The 19,686-nt window shown below is 54.4% G+C and carries 18 protein-coding genes; 9 read left to right on the top strand and 9 right to left on the bottom strand.

Annotated features, from left to right (window positions below; genetic code table 11):
- The first annotated feature begins 25 nt into the window (after window positions 1–25).
- Both K0H80_RS02680 and K0H80_RS02675 read left to right on the top strand, forming a co-directional pair.
- Window positions 26–979: a M20/M25/M40 family metallo-hydrolase gene (locus K0H80_RS02680; RefSeq protein ID WP_258406161.1), complete on the top strand. Its 954-nt coding sequence runs from the start codon at window positions 26–28 to the stop codon at window positions 977–979.
- A gap of 247 nt (window positions 980–1,226) precedes the next feature.
- A complete protein-coding gene (locus K0H80_RS02675; protein WP_220073009.1) occupies window positions 1,227–3,026 on the top strand; it encodes a DEAD/DEAH box helicase in 1,800 nt (599 codons plus the stop codon).
- A 69-nt stretch (window positions 3,027–3,095) separates the two neighbouring features.
- On the opposite strand, the gene K0H80_RS02670 is transcribed toward K0H80_RS02675, so the two are convergent.
- Window positions 3,096–4,223, bottom strand: a complete 1,128-nt coding sequence (locus K0H80_RS02670) for an NAD(P)/FAD-dependent oxidoreductase (protein ID WP_220073008.1) — start codon at window positions 4,221–4,223, stop codon at window positions 3,096–3,098.
- 233 nt (window positions 4,224–4,456) lie between these two features.
- Here K0H80_RS02670 and K0H80_RS02665 point away from each other — a divergent pair, with 233 nt between their 5' ends.
- From K0H80_RS02665 to K0H80_RS02655, 3 genes are all read left to right on the top strand, one after another.
- Window positions 4,457–5,284 (top strand): tetratricopeptide repeat protein, encoded by an 828-nt coding sequence (locus K0H80_RS02665; RefSeq protein ID WP_220073007.1) that lies wholly within the window; start codon window positions 4,457–4,459, stop codon window positions 5,282–5,284.
- A gap of 79 nt (window positions 5,285–5,363) precedes the next feature.
- Entirely contained in the window at window positions 5,364–6,188 is an 825-nt protein-coding gene (locus tag K0H80_RS02660) for a tetratricopeptide repeat protein (RefSeq protein WP_220073006.1), read from the top strand.
- Between the two features lie 94 nt (window positions 6,189–6,282).
- Window positions 6,283–7,137, top strand: coding sequence for a tetratricopeptide repeat protein (locus tag K0H80_RS02655; RefSeq protein ID WP_011864333.1), 855 nt, complete (start codon window positions 6,283–6,285; stop codon window positions 7,135–7,137).
- A 42-nt stretch (window positions 7,138–7,179) separates the two neighbouring features.
- On the opposite strand, the gene K0H80_RS02650 is transcribed toward K0H80_RS02655, so the two are convergent.
- The 7 genes from K0H80_RS02650 to metB all read right to left on the bottom strand — a co-directional run bounded on the left by K0H80_RS02650 (window position 7,180) and on the right by metB (window position 14,411).
- Window positions 7,180–7,551, bottom strand: a complete 372-nt coding sequence (locus K0H80_RS02650; RefSeq protein WP_220073005.1) for a hypothetical protein — start codon at window positions 7,549–7,551, stop codon at window positions 7,180–7,182.
- A 31-nt stretch (window positions 7,552–7,582) separates the two neighbouring features.
- The gene (locus K0H80_RS02645; RefSeq protein ID WP_220073004.1) at window positions 7,583–7,807 is read right to left on the bottom strand and encodes a cysteine-rich CWC family protein; all 225 of its coding nucleotides are present in this window, start codon (window positions 7,805–7,807) and stop codon (window positions 7,583–7,585) included.
- 73 nt (window positions 7,808–7,880) lie between these two features.
- A complete protein-coding gene (locus tag K0H80_RS02640) occupies window positions 7,881–8,942 on the bottom strand; it encodes a c-type cytochrome (RefSeq protein WP_434086634.1) in 1,062 nt (353 codons plus the stop codon).
- Window positions 8,943–8,952: 10 nt separating this feature from the next.
- Window positions 8,953–9,543 (bottom strand): c-type cytochrome, encoded by a 591-nt coding sequence (locus K0H80_RS02635; RefSeq protein WP_258406231.1) that lies wholly within the window; start codon window positions 9,541–9,543, stop codon window positions 8,953–8,955.
- Window positions 9,544–9,676: 133 nt separating this feature from the next.
- Window positions 9,677–10,567, bottom strand: coding sequence for a methylenetetrahydrofolate reductase (gene metF / locus K0H80_RS02630; RefSeq protein WP_011864328.1), 891 nt, complete (start codon window positions 10,565–10,567; stop codon window positions 9,677–9,679).
- Between the two features lie 264 nt (window positions 10,568–10,831).
- Window positions 10,832–13,225 (bottom strand): bifunctional aspartate kinase/homoserine dehydrogenase II, encoded by a 2,394-nt coding sequence (locus tag K0H80_RS02625; RefSeq protein WP_220073002.1) that lies wholly within the window; start codon window positions 13,223–13,225, stop codon window positions 10,832–10,834.
- 19 nt (window positions 13,226–13,244) lie between these two features.
- Complete coding sequence (metB, locus tag K0H80_RS02620; RefSeq protein WP_220073001.1) at window positions 13,245–14,411, bottom strand: cystathionine gamma-synthase; 1,167 nt, start codon at window positions 14,409–14,411, stop codon at window positions 13,245–13,247.
- Between the two features lie 224 nt (window positions 14,412–14,635).
- On the opposite strand from metB, the gene metJ reads away from it, so the two are divergent.
- The gene (gene metJ, locus K0H80_RS02615; RefSeq protein ID WP_011864325.1) at window positions 14,636–14,950 is read left to right on the top strand and encodes a met regulon transcriptional regulator MetJ; all 315 of its coding nucleotides are present in this window, start codon (window positions 14,636–14,638) and stop codon (window positions 14,948–14,950) included.
- Between the two features lie 78 nt (window positions 14,951–15,028).
- Window positions 15,029–15,769: a sulfite exporter TauE/SafE family protein gene (locus K0H80_RS02610; RefSeq protein WP_011864324.1), complete on the top strand. Its 741-nt coding sequence runs from the start codon at window positions 15,029–15,031 to the stop codon at window positions 15,767–15,769.
- A 61-nt stretch (window positions 15,770–15,830) separates the two neighbouring features.
- Here K0H80_RS02610 and K0H80_RS02605 read toward each other — a convergent pair whose 3' ends face one another.
- Window positions 15,831–17,027, bottom strand: coding sequence for a conjugal transfer protein TraF (locus tag K0H80_RS02605; protein WP_220073000.1), 1,197 nt, complete (start codon window positions 17,025–17,027; stop codon window positions 15,831–15,833).
- A 512-nt stretch (window positions 17,028–17,539) separates the two neighbouring features.
- Between K0H80_RS02605 and K0H80_RS02600 the strand changes: the two genes are divergently transcribed.
- Both K0H80_RS02600 and K0H80_RS02595 read left to right on the top strand, forming a co-directional pair.
- Window positions 17,540–17,869 carry a c-type cytochrome gene (locus K0H80_RS02600; protein WP_220045201.1) on the top strand — a complete coding sequence of 110 codons (330 nt, stop codon included), beginning with the start codon at window positions 17,540–17,542 and terminating at the stop codon, window positions 17,867–17,869.
- Window positions 17,870–17,933: 64 nt separating this feature from the next.
- Window positions 17,934–19,646, top strand: coding sequence for a DUF3373 domain-containing protein (locus K0H80_RS02595; protein WP_220072999.1), 1,713 nt, complete (start codon window positions 17,934–17,936; stop codon window positions 19,644–19,646).
- Window positions 19,647–19,686 lie beyond the last annotated feature (40 nt).

Raw genomic sequence — 19,686 nt, 5'->3', positions numbered from 1 at the left:
ACTGCTGCGGCTGTTAACGCAGAGCATGCTCGCACTAAGCCTGCTCACGTTAGGCCTGGCAGGCTGCGCCGAGAGCCCGAACGATAGGCGCTGCGGCGACGAGTATCGGCTCGCCTGGAGCGATCAAGCACGGCTCCTCACCCACGTCGAGACCCTCAGTAGCGATCAATTCGCCGGGCGCAAGACAGGCACAGACGGCGCCGCCCTGGCCAGAGACTACATAATCGATCAGATGCAGCTGGCCGGCCTCACCCCCTGGCAGGGCCGTTTCGATCACGACTTTGAGTACGACTATCAGTTCGGCACCCGCCTTGGCACCAACATCATAGGCATATTGCCGGCAAGCGAGCCCAGCGACAGTTGGCGTCTGGTGGTCGCCCACTATGATCACTTGGGCAAACAGGGCTATAAGCTCTATCACGGCGCCGACGACAATGCCTCAGGGGTCGCCGGTCTGCTAGAGATCGCTACCCACAGCGCACGCCTGCCAAGAGACGCAAACCTGATGTTTATCGCCACCGACGCCGAAGAGCCGGGTCTCTACGGTTCCAAGGCCTTTGTCGACGGTCTGATGGCGCCGGATGCCAAGCTCAAACCGAGTCAGATCCAGCTGATGGTCAACCTGGACATGATAGGCCGCCCCGCACGCAACAGCCGTATTTACCTGGAGGGACGCCGCGGTTTTAGCCAGTTCGAGCAGATCAAGGCCCGGCTGGAGCAGACGGTCAATCTTTGTATTCGCGCCAATCATCCCCCGGAAGCGGGCAAGACGATACAGAAGGTCGATTGGTTAAGAGCCTCAGATCATTATCCTTTTCATCAGGCGGGCATCCCCTGGCTCTACTTCGGCGTGCCGCCCCACAAGGATTACCACCAACCCAGTGACGAGGCGAGTAAGATAGATGTTAATTTTCTGGCCGCTGTTACGGAAACCGCCTATAAACTGTTAATAATTGACACTTATCTCTTGAATAACTAATACAAAACACAGGGATTTTTGTATTTTTGAAAAATGTAACTCACTGTTAACTAAATGGTTAAATTAACGACACCTGAGTTTACTGCGAAAATTATGCCAGGCGGTGGAAAGATCTCTGGCTTACTGTTATAATAACCGGCTTACTGATTCGTTTTCGGTGCGGGAAGTCGACACGGGGTTGATTTTCTGTCTTTTACATCTTTTGGTGCAGTCTCTGCACTTTAGTTACACCACAAGGCTACAACCCATGTCATCCAGTGAAAAAACTTTCCGCGAACTCGGCCTGTCCGAGCCTTTGTTGCGTGCTCTCGACGAGCTAGGTTATGAAAAACCTACCCCGATCCAGGCCGCCAGTATCGACCCCCTCATGGCGGGTAAAGATATTCTAGGCCAGGCGCAAACCGGTACGGGTAAAACCGGTGCCTTTGCCCTGCCCCTACTCAACGCTATCGATCCTAACCGCAACGTACCACAAATTCTGGTACTGGCGCCGACCCGCGAACTGGCGGTACAGGTTGCCGAAGCCTTCGGTAGCTACTCTAAATTCATGAAAGGCCTGCACGTACTGCCAATCTACGGCGGTCAGAGCATGCATCAACAGCTTAACGCCCTGCGTCGTGGCCCTCAGATTGTCGTGGGTACACCGGGTCGTGTCATGGACCACATGCGTCGTGGCACCCTGAAGCTAGAGACACTCAACGCCTTGGTACTCGATGAGGCCGATGAAATGCTCAAGATGGGCTTTATCGACGACATCGAGTGGATCCTGGAGCACACGCCACAGGAGCGCCAACTTGCGCTGTTCTCGGCCACCATGCCAGAGCAGATCAAGCGCGTCGCCAACAAGTACCTGCAAACGCCGGTACACATCAGCATCGCCGCCAGCCACACCACGGTTGAGTCTATCGAGCAGCGCTTCGTGCAGGTGTCTCAGCACAACAAACTCGAGGCCCTGGTGCGCGTACTGGAAGTTGAAAATACCGAAGGTATCATCATCTTCGTGCGTACCCGTAACTCTTGTGTCGAACTGGCCGAGAAGCTGGAAGCCCGTGGCTATGCCTCTTCGCCACTGCATGGCGACATGAACCAACAGGCTCGTGAGCGCGCCGTCGATCAGCTTAAGCGTGGCAAGCTAGATATCCTGATCGCCACCGACGTGGCAGCCCGTGGTCTGGACGTTGAGCGTATCGGTCACGTGATCAACTATGATATCCCCTACGACACCGAAGCCTACGTACACCGCATCGGTCGTACTGGCCGCGCCGGTCGTACCGGTATGGCGATTCTGTTCGTCACCCACAGAGAGATGCGCATGCTGCGCACCATCGAGCGTGCGACCAAGAGCCGTATCTCGCCGATGAACGTGCCAAGCCCTGAGACAGTGGCCGAGCGTCGTCTGTCGCGTCTGGGAGAGCAGGTTTCGAACACCATAGACAACGAGTCGTTGGACTTCATGCATGGCGCCGTCGCCCAGCTGTGTCAGCAACTGGAAGTGGACACAGAAGTACTTGCCGCCGCACTGCTCAACATGGTGCAGCAGGAGCGCCCTCTGCAGCTGCCTCCTATTCAGGAGCGTCAGCGCGATAACCGTGATGAGCGCAACTCGCGCGACCGTGGCGACCGCTCAGATCGTGCTCCTCGTGGCCGCCGCGAATCGCGTCCGACCCCGGCAAACCTGGGCCAGGCAGATACCCTGAAAGATCATCCAGACGTCAAGATGTGCCGTTACGTGCTAGACGTGGGTCGTGACCATGGTGTGGGTGTAGGCAACATCGTCGGCGCCGTCGCCAACGAAGCCAACATCGACAGCCGTTACATAGGTCAAATCCAACTGTTCGACCAGATCACCTCGATCGATCTGCCAGAAGGCATGCCAAAGGATGTCCTGCAACACCTGAAGAAGGTGCGCGTATGTGGCAAGCCGCTAAACATCCGCGAAGCGGGCAGCGAAATCGTTAACGCCAGCGATGACAACCGTGCACCGCGTCGTCGCAAGCCTGTGGGTGAGCGCAAGTCACACCGCAAGGGCAACAGAGACAACGGCTAACGCCCGTCCCTTGCGCGATTAAAGCGCGTGAACTTAAAAAAGGAGCCTATCGGCTCCTTTTTTATGGCTTCATGGCATGCCTAACTGCTTGGAGACCTGCTCGGCAATGGCCAGACTCGCCGTTAATCCGGGGGATTCGATTCCCAGCAGATTCACCAAGCCTGGTATGCCATGCTGCGCCTCCCCCTGAATTATAAAATCAGCCACCTCGGTGTCATCGGGCCCTTGCAGCTTAGGGCGAATCCCGGCGTAGGCAGTCTGTAGCCGCTCAATTGCTATGCCTGGATAATAGCTCGCGATCGCCTGATAAAAACGCTGGCGCAGCGCTGCGGGCACCCGATAGTCTTCCTGGGAGTCGGGCGTCAGATACTGGGTATCCGGGCCAAACTTAAGCTGGCCGCCGAGATCTAAGGTGGCGTGGATCCCTAAGCCTTTCAGCCCTGGCTCGGGCACGGGATAGATGAGATGCGAAAATGGGCTCTTGCCCTGATAGGCAAAGTAATGCCCCTTGCACCAATAAAGCTGTGGAACGAGCGACTCTGCCAGCCCCTCAATACGCGTCGCCACCTCTGTGGCAAATAAACCTGCGCAGTTGATCAGATAGCTGGTCTCCAGACTCACCCGCTCACCCTGCTGCATCAGCTCCACCCTAAAGCCATTCGCATCGGCCTGGGCGGTGATAAACTCGGTATGAGGGCAGAATATCGCGCCATACTCCTCCGCCTCGGCCAGCAGACTCAGCATCAAGCCATGACTGTCGACAATACCGGTAGAGGGAGAGAGTAACCCGGCAGATGCCTTGAGCGCCGGCTCGAGTGCCTGCAGTTGCCGGCGACCAAGGGGGTTAAGATCGTCGACCCCATTGGCCCGAGCTTGGGCGAGCAAGGCGTCGAGCTGCTCCTCCTGCTCGACCTGAGTCGCCACTATCAGCTTACCCAAGGGATTCACGGCGACACCCCGGCGACGACAATAGGCATACAGCTGCTGTTTACCCTCAACGCAAAACTGCGCCTTGAGGCTCCCCGTCGGGTAGTAGATCCCCGCATGGATCACCTCACTGTTGCGACTGCTGATGCCTGTGCCTATGGTCTCGGCGCGATCAATGATCAACACATTACCAAAACGCCGACTCAAGCTAGCCGCCACCGCGAGCCCAACCACACCGGCACCGATAACGATCGCATCAAGCTTGTCCATCACTCCCCCTTGCCAATCCTGTCCTTCCTACCAGACAACTTGAGCCCCTTAATTCCAACAAGCTAAATATCTGACCTTGTTCTGAATAGATTAAAAACTCCTAAATCGAGCCCGCTCTTAGCCATGCCGGGAGAGGACTAAGAGATCACCAAACATTAGCACTTTAGTACTATGGCACTCTCCATTAGTTACTGATAGTAATAGTTATTAACATTTTACTAAAGGATATCGGCATGCAGCGAATCGTGAATAAGCTTTTGTTAGTAGCAGCTTTGGTCGCGATAGCCCCTCTTTGCAATGCAACTCAGTTAGCCCCTTGTAAAACGGCAGAATGCGAGGCCTATTTTGACGCCTATACTATCTTGACCAAACGGGGTCATTCGAGCGCAATGGCGACGCTTGGTGAGCTCTACTACTCGGGCTATGGCACGGAAAAAGATCTCGATAAGGCCTTTAAGTGGTTTAGACGCGCCGCCAAATTTGGCCACACCACGGCGCAATATAAAGCCGGGATCATGTACTTGCAAACCTCTGCATACCAAGATATCGACAAAGGGATCGCTTTGCTAAAACGTAGCGCCAAGGCGACGTTTTCACCAAGCGCGCTAGCCTTAGGCAAAATCTACCTGCAAGACAAACTGATCCCAAGGGATTTAGCCGCAACGGACAGGTGGCTGACGTTCGCTTACAAGCTCAACAACTTAGAGGCAATGAAATTTGCCAAAACCCTTAGAGAATCGCCCGATACAGCCAAGCTTCCGCTGCCTAAACTGTTTGCACTTGTCGATGCCGAAAAGCCCGTCGCGGCCGACAGTAAATCATCATTGGAAGAGATGGAGATAATACTGGTTGAGGCCCCTGACTATGCCGCCTATTTCGATGAGGAGATAGCACAGCTTAATCAGAGTCGTCCCGACACGGCAAAGGGAACCGGGTCCAGCATCGCCGGACGAACCTGTTCAGATATCTGGGCATGCAGCAGTGAGGGCGACAGCGAACGCATTAGAGATCTACAGTTATCGGATTGGGGCAATATCGCATTGGCCTTAAATGTTAGGTAAATCCATTTCAACGAGTGGTACTTAAAGCCTCTTTCAGGCTTAAAGAGTTGGAGTTTTGTCAGCGCTATCAAAGGACGAGATGATGAAGAAGAGACTCAAAGCACTCTCAGTTGGACTAAGCCTGTTGGCGGTTACCTCCCAAGGCTTTGCTGCCGGGCTTCCCGAATGCGACACGGCTGAATGCCAGGAGTATTTCAAGGCCTATACCATCTTGACCAAGCGAGGGCATTCGGACGCCATGGCGACCCTGGGCGAACTCTACTATGCCGGCTATGGCACAGAGAAAGATATGGAGCAAGCTTTCAAGTGGTTTAGACGTGCCGCCAAGTTTGGCAATACCACGGCCCAGTACAAGGCCGGGATCATGTATCTTCAAGATTCAAAAGATAGAGATATCGACAAAGGCATCACACTGCTCAAACGCAGCAGTAAAGTCGGTTTCTCTCCCAGCGCCTTCGTATTAGGTAAAATTTATCTTGGCAACGAACTCGTTAAACAAGACCTTGCCGAAGCCGATCACTGGCTAGCCAAGGCCTATGAGCTCAACAACCAAGAGGCGCAAAAATTTGCCAAGCAACTTAAAGCGTCCGAACAAGGCCAAACACTCGCCCTGCCAACGCTTTATGCCCTGCTGGATGCGCAAGCCAGCAATAAACCTGGCAGTAATGCACCTGTCGGTGAGATGGAAACCATCACTGTCACTGCGCCTGACTATACCCAGTTTTTCAACGACGAAATCGCCCGTCTCAACAACAGTCGCCCAGATACGGAAAAAGGCACAGGATCCAATATCGCTGGCAGAACCTGTGCCGAATTGTGGGCATGTAGTACGGAGGGAGACAGTGAGCGTATTCGCGACTTCCTGCTGTCTGACTGGGGAAGGATAGCTCTTAGTTTTCGATAATGTTTTCGATAATATCAGCCTCAACAAGATGTACTCTGAGCCGATTGAGGCATAGAGGGTTGAAGCACATCAACCACCAAAATAGGACAATATAATGAAAAGGATAATCAAAACACTCTCAATCGGCTTGACCTTTTGGGCTATTACTTCAACGAGTTACGCTTCGGGATTGCCTGAGTGTGACTCGGCAGAATGTAAGGAATACTTTAAGGCCTATACCATCTTGACCAAGCGAGGTCACTCAGACGCCATGGCAACCCTGGGAGAACTCTACTATGCAGGTTACGGCACCAAGAAAAACCCAGAGAAGGCGCTAAAATGGTTTAGACGCGCCGCCAAGTTTGGCAATACGACGGCACAATACAAGGCAGCAGTCATGTACCTGCAAGAGACCGACTATCAAGATGTCGATAAGGCGATCTCGCTGTTGGAGCGCAGCATGAAGGTCAACTTCTCTCCAAGTGCCTTAGTGTTAGGTAAGGTTTACCTCAACGATACTCTGGTCAAGCAAGACCTTACCGAAGCCGACAAGTGGCTATCTCGCGCCTATGAGTTGAATAATGCCTCGGCTAAAGTTTTTGCCGCTAACCTGAAAAAATCAGAACTGGCCAAGACTCTGCCGCTACCTAAGCTATATGCCATGGTCGACGCGGACAAGGACGCCAAACCGGGCAGCAATGCCCCAGTGGGTGAAATGGAAACCATCACAGTTACGGCACCCGACTATAACCGCTATTTCGACGACGAAATTGCTCGCCTCAATAACAGCCGCCCAGATACAGAGTCGGGTACCGGCTCCAACATCGCCGGACGCACCTGTGCCGAGATGTGGGGATGTAGCACAGAGGGTGACAGTGAGCGTGTTAGAGATGTATTGCTGTCTGACTGGGGAAGAGAGACCATTCCATTTAGAATCGAAGGCCCTAACTACTACCCAAGCTCCCGTTAGCGCATAAGATGAAAAAAGAGGCGAATTCGCCTCTTTTTTATTTTACAGGGCGTCGAAGTCAACGCGATAGGCCAGCGCATCACAACGCAGGTACTCAGGACAATCGTTATTGATTTTATGATCGACACACTCCATGACGACTATGCCGTTTGCCCCCAATTTCTGCGCCTTATATTTAAGGTTGCCAACCAATAATGACTCGGTCGGTTTCGGCTGAGTAGAGCGGGTACGGCACATAGAGGTTGACACTTTTCCCAGAGAGTCCGCCTTATAACGGCCAATTTCGGCCATACTATACTCCTCCACCTTGGAGGTCTTTAACGCTTCTTCGGGTGAGATATTGGTCGTCAGCGTTAAATTGCTACATCCCGCGAGAACAAGCAGGCCTAAGAGCATGATGGCGCTATTTTTCATAAATATTCATCCTTAAATAATTGATTGACCATTAATCGACTCGCTTAACCCCCAACTCAGCCTCCAGCCTGAGCGCCTCGGCGCAGGCCTGGCAGATACAAACATCTGGGGCTATGGCTTGGGACAACTGCGCCTTGGGCACAAACGTCTGATGATGACACCAACAGGTATCACTCTCACGCCCCGCCACTACGGCGCATTTATTGGGCTGGTGACACAGGGGGCACTGACTGGCATTGGTGCGCATAGAATCCATAGAGACTGAGTGTTAGCCGTTAACGTTAACACTCAGTCTCGGGTGGAACAAGCTTAAGGCTTATTGCTTAGGCTTACTGCTTAGCCGGATTGATAGGATAGGATTGAGTGCCGAGAACGGCCCCCTCATCAACACTCTTGCCGTAATAGCCTTGATGCTGGTGATAGCGCTTGCTCAACTCCATCACCTTATCGCCTTCCAGTCGTGGGTCCTGTGGTCGCTCATGGGAGACCACAAAGGCTGCCACGTCCCAGGCCTCCTGATGCGATAGCTGCACACTCTTACCCAGAGGCATATTCTCATAGATGAAATTGGCCGCCGTGTTGACCCTATGCATGCCCGCTCCCCAGTTAAAGCTGTTCGGCCCCCACAACGGTGGCAGGCTATAGACACCACCCATGGCTAGCCCTTCACCATTTTCACCGTGGCAGGACTGGCAATGAGCCCGATAGACCTGCTCGCCGCGTGCAGGCGAATAAGCCTGCTCGGGCTTAGGGATAGCGGGGAAGCCTCTGCCCGGCAGCTTGGCACGCTCATCGAGTGTCGTGGCCTTGGCGATCGCCTCGGGCAAGACAAAATCCTCTCGCTTGCCGCCTTTGAGCAGCTCGGCATCGCTCAGCTCGGGCACGGCGCCTGTCACGCCATACTTATCCATCAGGCCCCCCATGGCTAACCAGTAGGAGTAGGCCGACAGCGCCACCAGGGGTTCGCTGCCCGACTCGGGCGCCTTGCCATTCATCGAATAGGTGAAACAGCCCTGGATCCGTTCCTGATAGCTGTTAACTTTATCGTTCTTCTTGCGATAGGCAGGATAGGCCAGATAGGCGGCCCACAGGGGAGAGGCATTGGCCCTGCGCCCTGCATCCATGTGGCAGTTGACGCAGTTCAGCTCGTTGCCCACATATTGGCCCCTAAGCTGTTGGGTATTAACGAATAGTTGATAGCCCAGGCGTACCTTGTCCCCGAAGGCACCTTCGGGGATGCTGGCAAGGGAGCGCATCTTAAGATAATCCGCATCCTGCGCTGGCTCCGCCAGTTTCAGCTCCGCCTGCTTATCGGGTAAGTCACCCGCCTGTACGTTATTGCCAAGGGCACACAAGAGTAGGCCGCTGAGTGTCATTAGATTCCTGTTCATATCCGCCTCCCTACTTCAACTTGGCAAAATAGTCGGCCAGGGCCGCTATCTCATCTTGGCTCAACTTGCTGGCGATATTGCCCATCATGTTATCGATATCGCCCTTACGCGTGCCCGACTGCCAGGCCATCAGCTGTGTCTTAAGATAGCTGGCCTGCTGCCCCGCCAGACGCGGGAACTGGCCTCCGCCTATCCCCGAGGGGCCATGGCAAGAGACACAGGCCGGCAGGGTGCGCTGCCAGTCCCCTTGATAGACCAAGGTTTCCGCCGCGCTCTGGTAGCTAGTCTGGCTGCCACGCACCACGGGGATAAAGGCTGGCAGTGGCTGAGCGGCAAAGTAATCCGCCACCTGATTGATGGCCTCTCCCTGCACCGTCATCGCCATGGGCGTCATGCTGGGGTTTTGTCTGTCGCCTTGCTGAAACAGGTGGATCTGCTTGGCAATATATTCGGAAGAGAGTCCGGCGATACGCGGCGCGATAGGCTCTATGCCCATCCCGGTCGGGCCATGACAACTACCACACAGGGCGGCGGCCGGTGGCATCTCGTTGGCGGCCATCGCCTGACTACTCAGGAAAAGCGCTGTTACTCCGATAAGCATTCTATACATATCAACCTCCTTATTGGCTGTGGTCAATCATAGAAGAAAAACCACACTAGGACTATTGATAATAGGAATAAAAAAGCCCCACCTATCGAGGCGGGGCTGAGCATCTATTCTAGCTAACGAAGCGCTACTTACCGGGTCTTACACCAAGGGTATGGCAGATGGCATAGGTTAATTCGGCGCGATTCAGGGTATAGAAGTGGAAGTCTTTCACCCCTTCACGAGACAGCACCTTGACCATGTCGATGGCCACGTTGGCCCCTACCATCTGGCGGGTCGATGGGTCATCGTCGAGCCCTTCAAACTGCTTATGCAGCCAGCTTGGGATAGACACATTGGTCATGCCGGCGAAGCGTTTCAGCTGAGTAAAGTTGGTCACAGGCAGAATGCCCGGCACTATCTCCACGTCGATACCGGCGGCCACGCAGCGGTCTCTGAATCTCAGGTAAGACTCCACATCGAAGAAGAACTGGGTGATGGCGCGGTTGGCCCCCGCATCTATCTTCTTCTTGAGGTTGATCAAATCCGCCTGGGCATTGGGCGCATCCGGGTGCACCTCAGGATAGGCCGCCACCGAGATATCGAAGTCGGCCACAGACTTAAGCAGGCGCACCAGGTCGTTGGCAAAACGGGTCGGCTTAGGACTGCCCGCGGGTAGATCGCCTCGTAGCGCAACTATGTCACGTATGCCCGAGTTCCAGTAGTGCTTCGCCAGCTCGACCAGCTCTTCGTCACTGGCATCGACCAGGGTCAGATGGGGCGCCGCCACCAGATCTGTCTCCTTCTGAATACGCTCGATCACCCCGTGGGTACGATCGCGCACGCCAGAGTTAGCACCATAGGTTACCGAGACAAACTTAGGCTTGAGCGGCTCCAGGCGTCTGATGGAGTTCCACAGAATGGTTTCCATCTCGGGAGTGGCCGGCGGGAAAAACTCGAATGACACATTGATATCACCATTAAGCTCAGACAAGCTTTGATTCAATGAATTGGCGTGTTGTGCGTGATGAAAAGCCATCTTAATTCCCTCAGACCTAGAGCAAAAAATATTTTAGACGTTTGGACGTCTATATGTCCATATACTAGAGAAACTCAGAGTGATGTCAAGCCCAAAAATTGACTCAATGAAAAACAATCTGTTTATAAGATAGTCCGAAAGTGAAACGGCAGGCACAGGCAGGCCTATCTCACCAATTCATCCGGCGAAATACACTGAAAGAGAGATATAAAGAAGAAGAGAAAAAGCTATAAAAAAGGCCGATGCACGCATCGACCCTTTGAATCACTCTTGCAGGAGATCCCGGCAGATCTGCGCCAGATCCGACTGCACCGCGGCAGCCGTCACCTCGCGCCCGGCACCCGGACCACGTATGATCAGCGGATTGTCCTGATAGAAATCACTGCGAATGACGAAGACATTATCGCCCGGCGTCAGATTGGCATACGGGTGGCTCCTATCGACCCACTGGATCCCCACCTTGGCCTTGAGCTGACCCAGGTCTGAATCCAATGACGCCACATACCTGAGCACCTTGTTCTGCTCGGCCGCCGCCTGATATTGCTGCAACATCTCGCCATCGAGCTCCGCCATACGCTTGATGAAATCATCCAGCGGGATCTCGGCCAGCTTAGTCGGCACCAGAGACTCCAGCTCAATATCGTCCAGCTCTATGTCGTAACCTATCTCACGGGCCAAGATCAGCAACTTGCGCTGCATGTCCCGGCCGGAGAGGTCGTCGCGGGGATCCGGCTCGGTAATGCCCAGCCCCTTAGCCTCCAGCACCAGCTCGGAGAAGGGTTTCTTAGCGTCATAGTGCTCGAACAGCCAGCACAGGGTGCCAGAGAAGATGCCGCCGACCGCCTCTATGCTGTCACCGCTGTTATGCAGATCGTTCAGCGCATGTTGCACCGGCAGGCCCGCACCACAGCTGGCGTTATAACGCCAAAACAGACGACGATTGCCCAGCTGCTGTTTCAGCTCTTGATAGAAGGCCAGCGGCCCAGAACCCGCCAGCTTGTTGGCGCTGACGATATGGATGCCGCGGGCAAAAAATTCGGGGTATTGCAGGGTGAGATCGGCGCTGGCGCTGATGTCCAGGGCGATCAACTCATCGCAATTTAGTGCCTGCAACTGCTCAAACAGATGGGTGTACTGCCAACCGGTACCGCGCTCCTCGAAGGCCTGCTGCCAGCTGCTTAAATCAATATCTGTCTCGCTCAGCAGCGCCTTCTTGGAACTCAAGAGTCCCACCAGCTCGACGCTGACCTCAAGCTCCTTATTGAGCACTGGGCGAGCCCGCTTGAAGAGATCGATCCAGGCTTCGCCTATGTTGCCTATGCCCAGCAGCAGGACACCGATACGCTTGCGCGGACCGGCGCAGCGTCTGTGCACCTTCTGGGTCAACAGGTTCACCTGCGCCTTAGGCACCAGAGTCACCAGGCTAAGGCCATCATTACACAGAGGATGGGCCTCACGGCTCAACAGACGCGAGAAGCCGCGGCGATAGAGGCTGGCATCGGCGCTTACCAGGGCCACCAGGCCGAGATCGTCACGCAGCTGTAACTCATCGATTCCCAGTTCGCTGCGCTTGGCCTCGAAGATCGCCTGGGCCTGCTTCTGATTCTCATGGGTAAAGGCCAGTTCGGCGCGACCGTGGGCCAGCGACCAATAGGCCAGTGGCGTCAGGCCTGACTGGGCAAAACAGGCCAGCAGCTGCGGCAGCTCGACCCCTATGGTTAGGCTAAACAGGCTGACGCTGGAGAGGCTGGTCACCACAGGGGCACTGGCCGACGAGCTCTTAGGGGCGATCAGGGTAAAGTCTGTATGGGGTGCGTAGCTTGAACGCACCGCCAGGCTAACTTCGGTGTCGAACAGTGGCTGCAGTGTACGGTTATGCAGCACTGGAGAGCCAAGGTGCGCCAGGCGGTTCGCCTCGGTGAGCGACATGCTCTTAAGCAACTTGGCATCGTTAATTCGGTTAGGATCGGCGTTGAACACCCCTTCCACATCTGTCCAGATGGTGACACGTTCGATATCCGCCAAGCTGGCCAGCAATGTGGCGCTAAAATCTGAGCCGTTACGGCCCAACAGCAGGGTGTCGCCCTGCTCATTGGCGCAGATAAAGCCAGTGATCACCAGACGCTCTTGAGGATGGGCCTCTAGCAGCGCCTGCACCTTCTGGCGCGACTCGCCAAGGCGGATCTGCGGTACAGCGCCTTCATCGGCGACCAAGAGGGTGCGGGCATCGACATCGGTCGCCGCCACGCCAGACTCGCGCAGCAGCGCTGCCAGCAGACGGGAAGACCAGCGCTCGCCGAAACTTACTACCTGGTTGCGTTGATAATCGTTGAGCTCATCGAGCGACAACAGGCTGGTCAGCTGCGACTTGTCGGTGGCCAGTCGCTCTCTCAGGCTACGGGCCTGCTCGTTGGAGAGCAGCTGCTCGATTAGATTCTGCTGGTAACTCACCAGCACCTGTAACTCTTCCTGCCACAGCTGATCTGTGTCGCACAGCTCCAGCAGGCGATATAGGAAATTGGTACTCTTGCCCGCGGCCGACACCACGATAAGATCATCGCTGTGGCCATGGGTCAGTAAAATGTGGGCGACGCGGCGGTAACAATCTGCATCCGCTAAACTAGAACCACCAAACTTATGCAAATGACATCGTGTCATTATCTGCTCCTCAAACCCTTTAACTACTTACCGCGATAGCCGCTTCTAAACCCGCAAGAATATCTGCCACCAGATCCTCGCCATCTTCTATGCCCACTGACAAACGGATCAGGGTATCTTTCACACCCGCCTCACGGCGCGCCTCCGGGTCCATGGCTCTGTGGGTCATGGTCGCGGGGACCGCCACCAGACTCTCTACGCCTCCCAGACTCTCGGCTACCGAGAAGTATTGTAACGCATCTAAAAAGGCAACGAGTGCCGATTCGCCACCTTTTAATTCAAAACTCAGCATAGCGCCGAAGCCCTTCTGCTGTCTGGCCGCAATTTCATGGCCAGGATGCTCGGCAAGTCCCGGATAATACACTTTTTCCACCGCATTGTGGTCACAAAGCAATGCCAATACCTTCTGAGCGTTGGCTTGGTGTTCACGAATGCGCACCGCCAGGGTTCTCAGCCCCCTCAGGGTCAGGTAGCTGTCGAAGGCCGACCCGGTCAGACCAAGGGTGTTCGACCACCAGTGCAGCAGCTCGCCCACCTCAGGGTCTTTGGCCACCACGGCGCCGCCTACCACATCGCTGTGACCATTGATATATTTAGTGGTGGAGTGCACCACGATATCGGCCCCCAGCAGCAGTGGCTGTTGTAACACGGGAGAAAGGAAGGTGTTGTCCACCACCACCTGAGCGCCCACCTTATGGCTCGCCTGGGCGATGGCCTCGATATCGACTACTCGCAGCAGCGGGTTAGAGGGGGTCTCCAGCCAAACCATCTTGGGTGACTGGGTCAGCGCCTGCTCAAGCGCACGCTCGTCGGTTTGATCCACCGCCAATAGCTTAAAGGCGCCCTTCTTGGCCAGGTTGGTGAAGAGGCGATAGCTGCCGCCATAGCAATCGTGGGGCACCACCAGCAGATCCTCTGGGCCTAACAGGCTGGTCACCAGGGTGATGGCCGCCATGCCGGTACAGGTCACCACACCGGTCGCCCCTTGTTCCAGTTCGGCAATCGCATCACCGAGAATAGAGCGGGTCGGATTGCCGGAACGGCTGTAATCGAATGCCCGCGGCTGTTGATGCCCTTCAAACGAGTAGTTTGTCGACAGATAGATAGGTGGCACCACGGCACCGTGCTGAGTGTCTGACTCTATGCCTCGTCGTACGGCGGCGGTGGCTAGTTTACGCGCTGTCATCTTCAACTCCTCAATATGGATCTGGGCAGGCACCTCGGATAAAAGAGATGTCTGGACGTCTAAATGTACCTAAGCCGGTAGTGAGCGTCAACAACTTTTGGACGTTTAGACGTCCAAACATTTAGAAATCTATTTGCATTTGCCAAAAATTCGAGGCAATAATTTGACTGTAATTTGTAAGGGTTTAAAATCTGCACCGAATTTTAGAATTTACAGGTGAGTCAATGACTGAGTGGAATGGCGATTATATCAGCCCCTATGCTGAACATGGTAAGAAGAATGAGCAGGTAAAGAAGATCACTGTCTCTATTCCTCTTAAGGTGCTTAAGGTGTTAACCGACGAACGCACCCGGCGCCAGGTCAACAACTTGCGTCACGCCACTAACAGCGAGCTGCTGTGCGAGGCCTTCCTGCACGCCTACACCGGTCAACCACTCCCCCAAGACGATGACCTGTCTAAAGACAAGCCAGATAGCATCCCAGCCGAAGTCAAACGTCTGATGACCGAGATGGGCATAGAGTGGGAAGAGATGGAGTGATCCACTCACACACGAATCGATAGAGGGATCGCTAGGCGGTCCCTCTTTTAGTTTTCAACCTTAGCCTGGAACATTGCAGTGCCTGCACTTCCGCTCGATCCCCATATTCTGGCGCTAGCCTCGCTTATCGTCTTCGTCGGCGCCCTCACCCAGAGCCTAATCGGTTTCGGCATGGCGGTCGTCGCCGCGCCCCTGCTCTACCTTATCGAACCGTCACTTGTGCCTGCGCCCGTGATCCTGATGGGATTCTCTATCGCCCTGCTGACTCTGATCCGCGAGCGTGGCGCCCTGGAATTCAACGGCCTGCAATATGCCTTGCTGGGACGCATCCCCGGCGGACTGATCGGCGCTGGCCTGCTCATGGTCGCCCCCCAGGACGTGCTCGGCATGACCATCGCCATCATCGTTGCCATCGCCGTACTGCTAAGCCTGATGCGGCTCAACCTAGTGGTCAACCGACGCAGCCTGTTTATCGCCGGGGTGATCTCGGGGATCTTCGGCAACATCGCCGCCATAGGCGGACCACCGCTGGCCATACTGCTCTCGGGTAAAGATGCCAAGCAGTTTCGCGCGGCCCTGTCGGCCTTCTTCATCTTCAGCTCCACTATCGCCATAGTGATCTTAGGGCTTACCGGTCTGCTGACCCTGCATCACTTCTACTGCTCGGCGCTGCTACTCCCCTCTGTGCTGCTGGGTTACCTGATGGCCAATCGCCTGGTGGGACGCATAGACAAGAATAAGACCCGCATCATGACGCTGGTGCTCTGTAGCCTGAGCGCCATCTTGCTGGCCGCCAAGTCCTTAAGTGCCCTGCTCTAACACCTAGGCTCAAAAGAAGGCCGGCATCATAGCCGGCCTTCTTGTTTCTAAAAAACCTATCCTAGAAATGATAGGAGGTCTGAATCACCCCGCCCACGGCGTCATCTGTGCCCACCAGACCGGTGAGATCCAGATTAAAGGAGCGGCCTATGGTAATGCCTGTGCCCAGGGTATAGAGATTACTGCTGGTATCTTTCATGTCGTGGCGATAGCCGACACGCAGGGCCAGCCAATCGGTCGCCCTCATCTCGCCGCCCAGGCGCCAATACTGGGTCTCGCCTATCTCATCGAATCGCTTATGACCATTAAGATCCACATCTGTCGTCAGGCTGAAGTTATCCCAATCATAGGCCACACCTAAGGTATAGAGGGCCTCGACACGGTAGGTAAACTTGCGTCCCATCGCCTCGACGGTGTCCAGTTTCTGGCTCACCAGGTTACGTCCCGACAGGCCTATGGTCATGCGTTCGAGTGGCTGAATGGCCACGCCAATATCCAGGTTTGCCACGGTATCATCGTTGCGGTACTTGTTGTCGTCGAAATCATCGGCGTCAAAGTTGTTGGCGCTGACCACATAGTTATAGGTGTCGATGCGCTGCAGCTTGGGCGAGATACCGACGGCGACCGGCATGTTGACGATCGACAGCGGGAAGCTGAGGGCCACACCAAGATCTGATATGGCACCGGCCACCACGGCCCCCTGCGAATCCAGATCGGAGACGGCAGGCGGATTGTTAGGATCGAGATTAGTCAGGGCGTCTATGTCGCTGTCCTCGATCACCGCCACGCTCACCGCATCGATATAGGTCTTGTAAAAGATCGACATAGGCATGCGCTTGGTCGGTAAAACCACGGAGAAACCTAGCCCCACGCTGCCATAGGCATTCTCACCATCAAGGGACTTGAGATCGGCGACCAGCATGTCGCGGTAATTGGTGATCCCAGTGACGTCGCTGGCATTGATGGCCGCCTCCAGACCGTCATAGGAGGCCTGCAGGGCGTCGAATTTGTCGGTCAGATTATCGATATTGGCAGCCTCGGCACCCAGCACGGGCAACATCACGGCGCCGCCGGAATACTTGGGGGCATGAATGGCTAACAGGGCGGGGTTGATAAAGGCGGCACCTTCGCGGTTAGAGGCCGCGACCCCGGTTCCGCCCATGGCATCACTACGGGCCTCGATGTAGAGGGAGGCGGCAGATGCCTGTGAGGCACTACCAGACAATAACACTGCGATGACCAAGCTAAGGTATTTCATCTCATTCACCCCGTTCATTATTTTTGTTCTCGCTCGAGAATCTACCCGAGTCGTCTTTAAAGATAGACTAAGACGGCTAAAAAGTGCTCTCAAAACAGCTCGATCAGACACTTTTTTTTAAATCATTTTGCTGCCCCTTCCCATTGCCAGAGAAACCTGCCGATTCAGTTAACCGCCCTACCCGTTAAAACAGGCCCATTTGCAATACAAAAACAAGCAAAAATACCTATTTAGAGAGAGCTGAAATAATAAAGTGTGATCTAACTAGGTGGTTTCTCCCCGAGAGCAAGATCACAAGATAGCAAAACCTTAAAAATAAAAACCATTAAATTTCATTGCATTACACTCCATTCATTAGATTTTTATCCATGATATTTTTATCAATTAGATTTTTTTCATGAAGGTGATCAACATCAAATTTACAACTACCCCCTTTTGGTAAATTTTCCAACAAGAAACAAGCATTTTGTTTCAGGTTAATAAATCGCTCAGAGTAGCGATTAAGGAAAATGATGATGAAAAACGTTGCCAAAATAGCTACATGCTTACTCCTCGCCTTCACCGTAGGCGGACAAGTCTACGCCGTCGACGGTGGTAACCCTAAGAAAGGGAAACACCTTTATAAAAAAGAGTGCAAAGCCTGCCACAGCAAGGGCGATGCCGCCGGTGAACTCACGCCCATGAGCAAGACCATGAGCCAGTGGGATCGCTTCTTCAAGCGCGACATGCACAGCGCCCAACCAGACGTATTTAAAAAGCTCTCCGATAAAGAACGCCTGGATATCCAGCAGTTCTTATACGACCACGCGGCCGACTCAGATCAGCCACAGACTTGCGGTTAACCACAGCTTTCGTAATCGAAGCGCTCATTCACCGCTCCCGATGAGCGCCTAAGGAGAGATTCACATGCGTACTCTACTGTCTATATTGATCGCTAACGCCCTGGCTATGTCAGGCTCAGTCTATGCCGCCGATAGCGATGCGCAAAAAATAGCCGAACTTAAACAACAACTTGCCGATCTCACCGAAGAGATTGACAATATCAACAGCCGCGTCGATAAGAACGAGCGCCACACCGCTCTCGACCGATTAGAGATCACCGGCGATTTCCGTACCAAGGCCCATTCATTGCATTACCAAAATGTCACCTGGAACCCTGCAATCAAGGTGGACTTCAACGATTTTGGGGCTAAAGCCATGTCTGGTGCCTTTGGTATGCCTAACGATCCCAACTCCCCCCTGGGACAGATGATGACGGCCAACCCGGATCTTGCCGCCGCCTTCCAGAGCGGCATGCTACAAGGCGTGATGCCTTACGTGCTGGCCCCCAAGACCACCCAAGATATCAACAACGACATCTTCTACACCACGCGTCTGCGACTCAACCTCAAGGCCAAGGTTTGGGATAATGTCAGCTTCGCCGGCCGTCTCAGCATGTACAAAAACTGGGGTGACTCCACGGGTGTTCAAGTCTTCGATTCATGGCGTTCATTCACTATGGATGGCACCAACAGTGGTAACACCAGCGGCGACTGGCTCAGGGTCGAACGCGCCTACTTCGACTGGAAAAACATAGGTGGCAGCAACACCTACCTCTCTATCGGTCGTCGTCCATCTACCTATGGCCCACCAACCCAATATCGTGAAAACGAGAAACGCGGCGGTACACCATCGGGTCACCTGGTTAACTTCAACTTCGATGGTCTAACCCTGGGTTACAAGCTGGGTGAGCTCACCGGCATCGAAGGTCAGGTGGTGCGTTTCTGTTATGGCCAGGGCTTCGAGTCACAGTGGGGCAATGGTGAGATGTTTGGCGATATCGTCACCAAAGACACCCACCTGGGCGGCTTTAACATAGATGCCATCAACGACGGTAACCACTTCCTGCAATTCACCCTGTTTGGCGCCAAAGATATCAACGATGGCTTCAAGGGCACCATGGCCTTCCCAACACAGCTGGCCGGCATCTTTGCCCCGACCATGTACCAGGACATGCAGAAGTTCAGCAACTTCAACTTCCAGACCCGAGTACAGCCTAGTGGCGTGATCGGCGACATGTACCTGGGCGGCATTGGCTACGCCTATGAGAGCGATGAAGACTTCAAAGCCTTCGCCTCTTTCGGTTGGACTCGCGCCGAAGGCAACGGTAATGCCGGTATGTTTGGTGGCATGCTCAGCGACGCAGTATTTGAAGCCCAGCTCAATGCCGACGGTAGCGAGATCATCATGATGCCAAGCGCCGCCGACGACAATGACACTAAAGATGGCTATGGCATCTATGTGGGTATTCAGATCCCGGCGCCATACGGCAAGTTCGGCCTCGAGTATAACTATGGTTCCAAGTACTGGACACCGTTCACCCAGGCACAAGACGATCCTATCGGCAGCAAGCTGGCTACCCGTGGTCATGTGGCCGAGGCCTACTATATGTTTGATATCAACCCAAGAATGTTTATCAAACTGGCTGGTCTCTACTACGACTACGAATATACCGGCAGCGGCACTCCGGTGGGCGCCCCACAAAAAGTGGATGATGTGATCGCTGGCTCTGCCTTCTCTATGTTGCCAGTAGTCGATACCGCCTATGACATCAATGCCTCACTCGTCGTCAACTTCTAACTAAGCTATCTCCCCCGGCCTAGGCCGGGGGTAGGGAACA

The organism is Shewanella aegiceratis (assembly GCF_019457495.1).
Lineage (GTDB): Bacteria > Pseudomonadota > Gammaproteobacteria > Enterobacterales > Shewanellaceae > Shewanella > Shewanella loihica.
This window is presented reverse-complemented; position numbering and strand designations above follow the sequence as displayed.

What these genes read in the sequence shown, in the direction of transcription:
- K0H80_RS02680 (WP_258406161.1), top strand. Translation starts at nt 26, where the DNA reads ATGCTCGCACTAAGCCTGCTCACGTTAGGCCTGGCAGGCTGCGCCGAG.
- K0H80_RS02675 (WP_220073009.1), top strand. Translation starts at nt 1,227, where the DNA reads ATGTCATCCAGTGAAAAAACTTTCCGCGAACTCGGCCTGTCCGAGCCT.
- K0H80_RS02670 (WP_220073008.1), bottom strand. Translation starts at nt 4,223, where the DNA reads ATGGACAAGCTTGATGCGATCGTTATCGGTGCCGGTGTGGTTGGGCTC.
- K0H80_RS02665 (WP_220073007.1), top strand. Translation starts at nt 4,457, where the DNA reads ATGCAGCGAATCGTGAATAAGCTTTTGTTAGTAGCAGCTTTGGTCGCG.
- K0H80_RS02660 (WP_220073006.1), top strand. Translation starts at nt 5,364, where the DNA reads ATGATGAAGAAGAGACTCAAAGCACTCTCAGTTGGACTAAGCCTGTTG.
- K0H80_RS02655 (WP_011864333.1), top strand. Translation starts at nt 6,283, where the DNA reads ATGAAAAGGATAATCAAAACACTCTCAATCGGCTTGACCTTTTGGGCT.
- K0H80_RS02650 (WP_220073005.1), bottom strand. Translation starts at nt 7,551, where the DNA reads ATGAAAAATAGCGCCATCATGCTCTTAGGCCTGCTTGTTCTCGCGGGA.
- K0H80_RS02645 (WP_220073004.1), bottom strand. Translation starts at nt 7,807, where the DNA reads ATGGATTCTATGCGCACCAATGCCAGTCAGTGCCCCCTGTGTCACCAG.
- K0H80_RS02640 (WP_434086634.1), bottom strand. Translation starts at nt 8,942, where the DNA reads ATGAACAGGAATCTAATGACACTCAGCGGCCTACTCTTGTGTGCCCTT.
- K0H80_RS02635 (WP_258406231.1), bottom strand. Translation starts at nt 9,543, where the DNA reads ATGCTTATCGGAGTAACAGCGCTTTTCCTGAGTAGTCAGGCGATGGCC.
- metF (WP_011864328.1), bottom strand. Translation starts at nt 10,567, where the DNA reads ATGGCTTTTCATCACGCACAACACGCCAATTCATTGAATCAAAGCTTG.
- K0H80_RS02625 (WP_220073002.1), bottom strand. Translation starts at nt 13,225, where the DNA reads ATGACACGATGTCATTTGCATAAGTTTGGTGGTTCTAGTTTAGCGGAT.
- metB (WP_220073001.1), bottom strand. Translation starts at nt 14,411, where the DNA reads ATGACAGCGCGTAAACTAGCCACCGCCGCCGTACGACGAGGCATAGAG.
- metJ (WP_011864325.1), top strand. Translation starts at nt 14,636, where the DNA reads ATGACTGAGTGGAATGGCGATTATATCAGCCCCTATGCTGAACATGGT.
- K0H80_RS02605 (WP_220073000.1), bottom strand. Translation starts at nt 17,027, where the DNA reads ATGAAATACCTTAGCTTGGTCATCGCAGTGTTATTGTCTGGTAGTGCC.
- K0H80_RS02600 (WP_220045201.1), top strand. Translation starts at nt 17,540, where the DNA reads ATGATGAAAAACGTTGCCAAAATAGCTACATGCTTACTCCTCGCCTTC.
- K0H80_RS02595 (WP_220072999.1), top strand. Translation starts at nt 17,934, where the DNA reads ATGCGTACTCTACTGTCTATATTGATCGCTAACGCCCTGGCTATGTCA.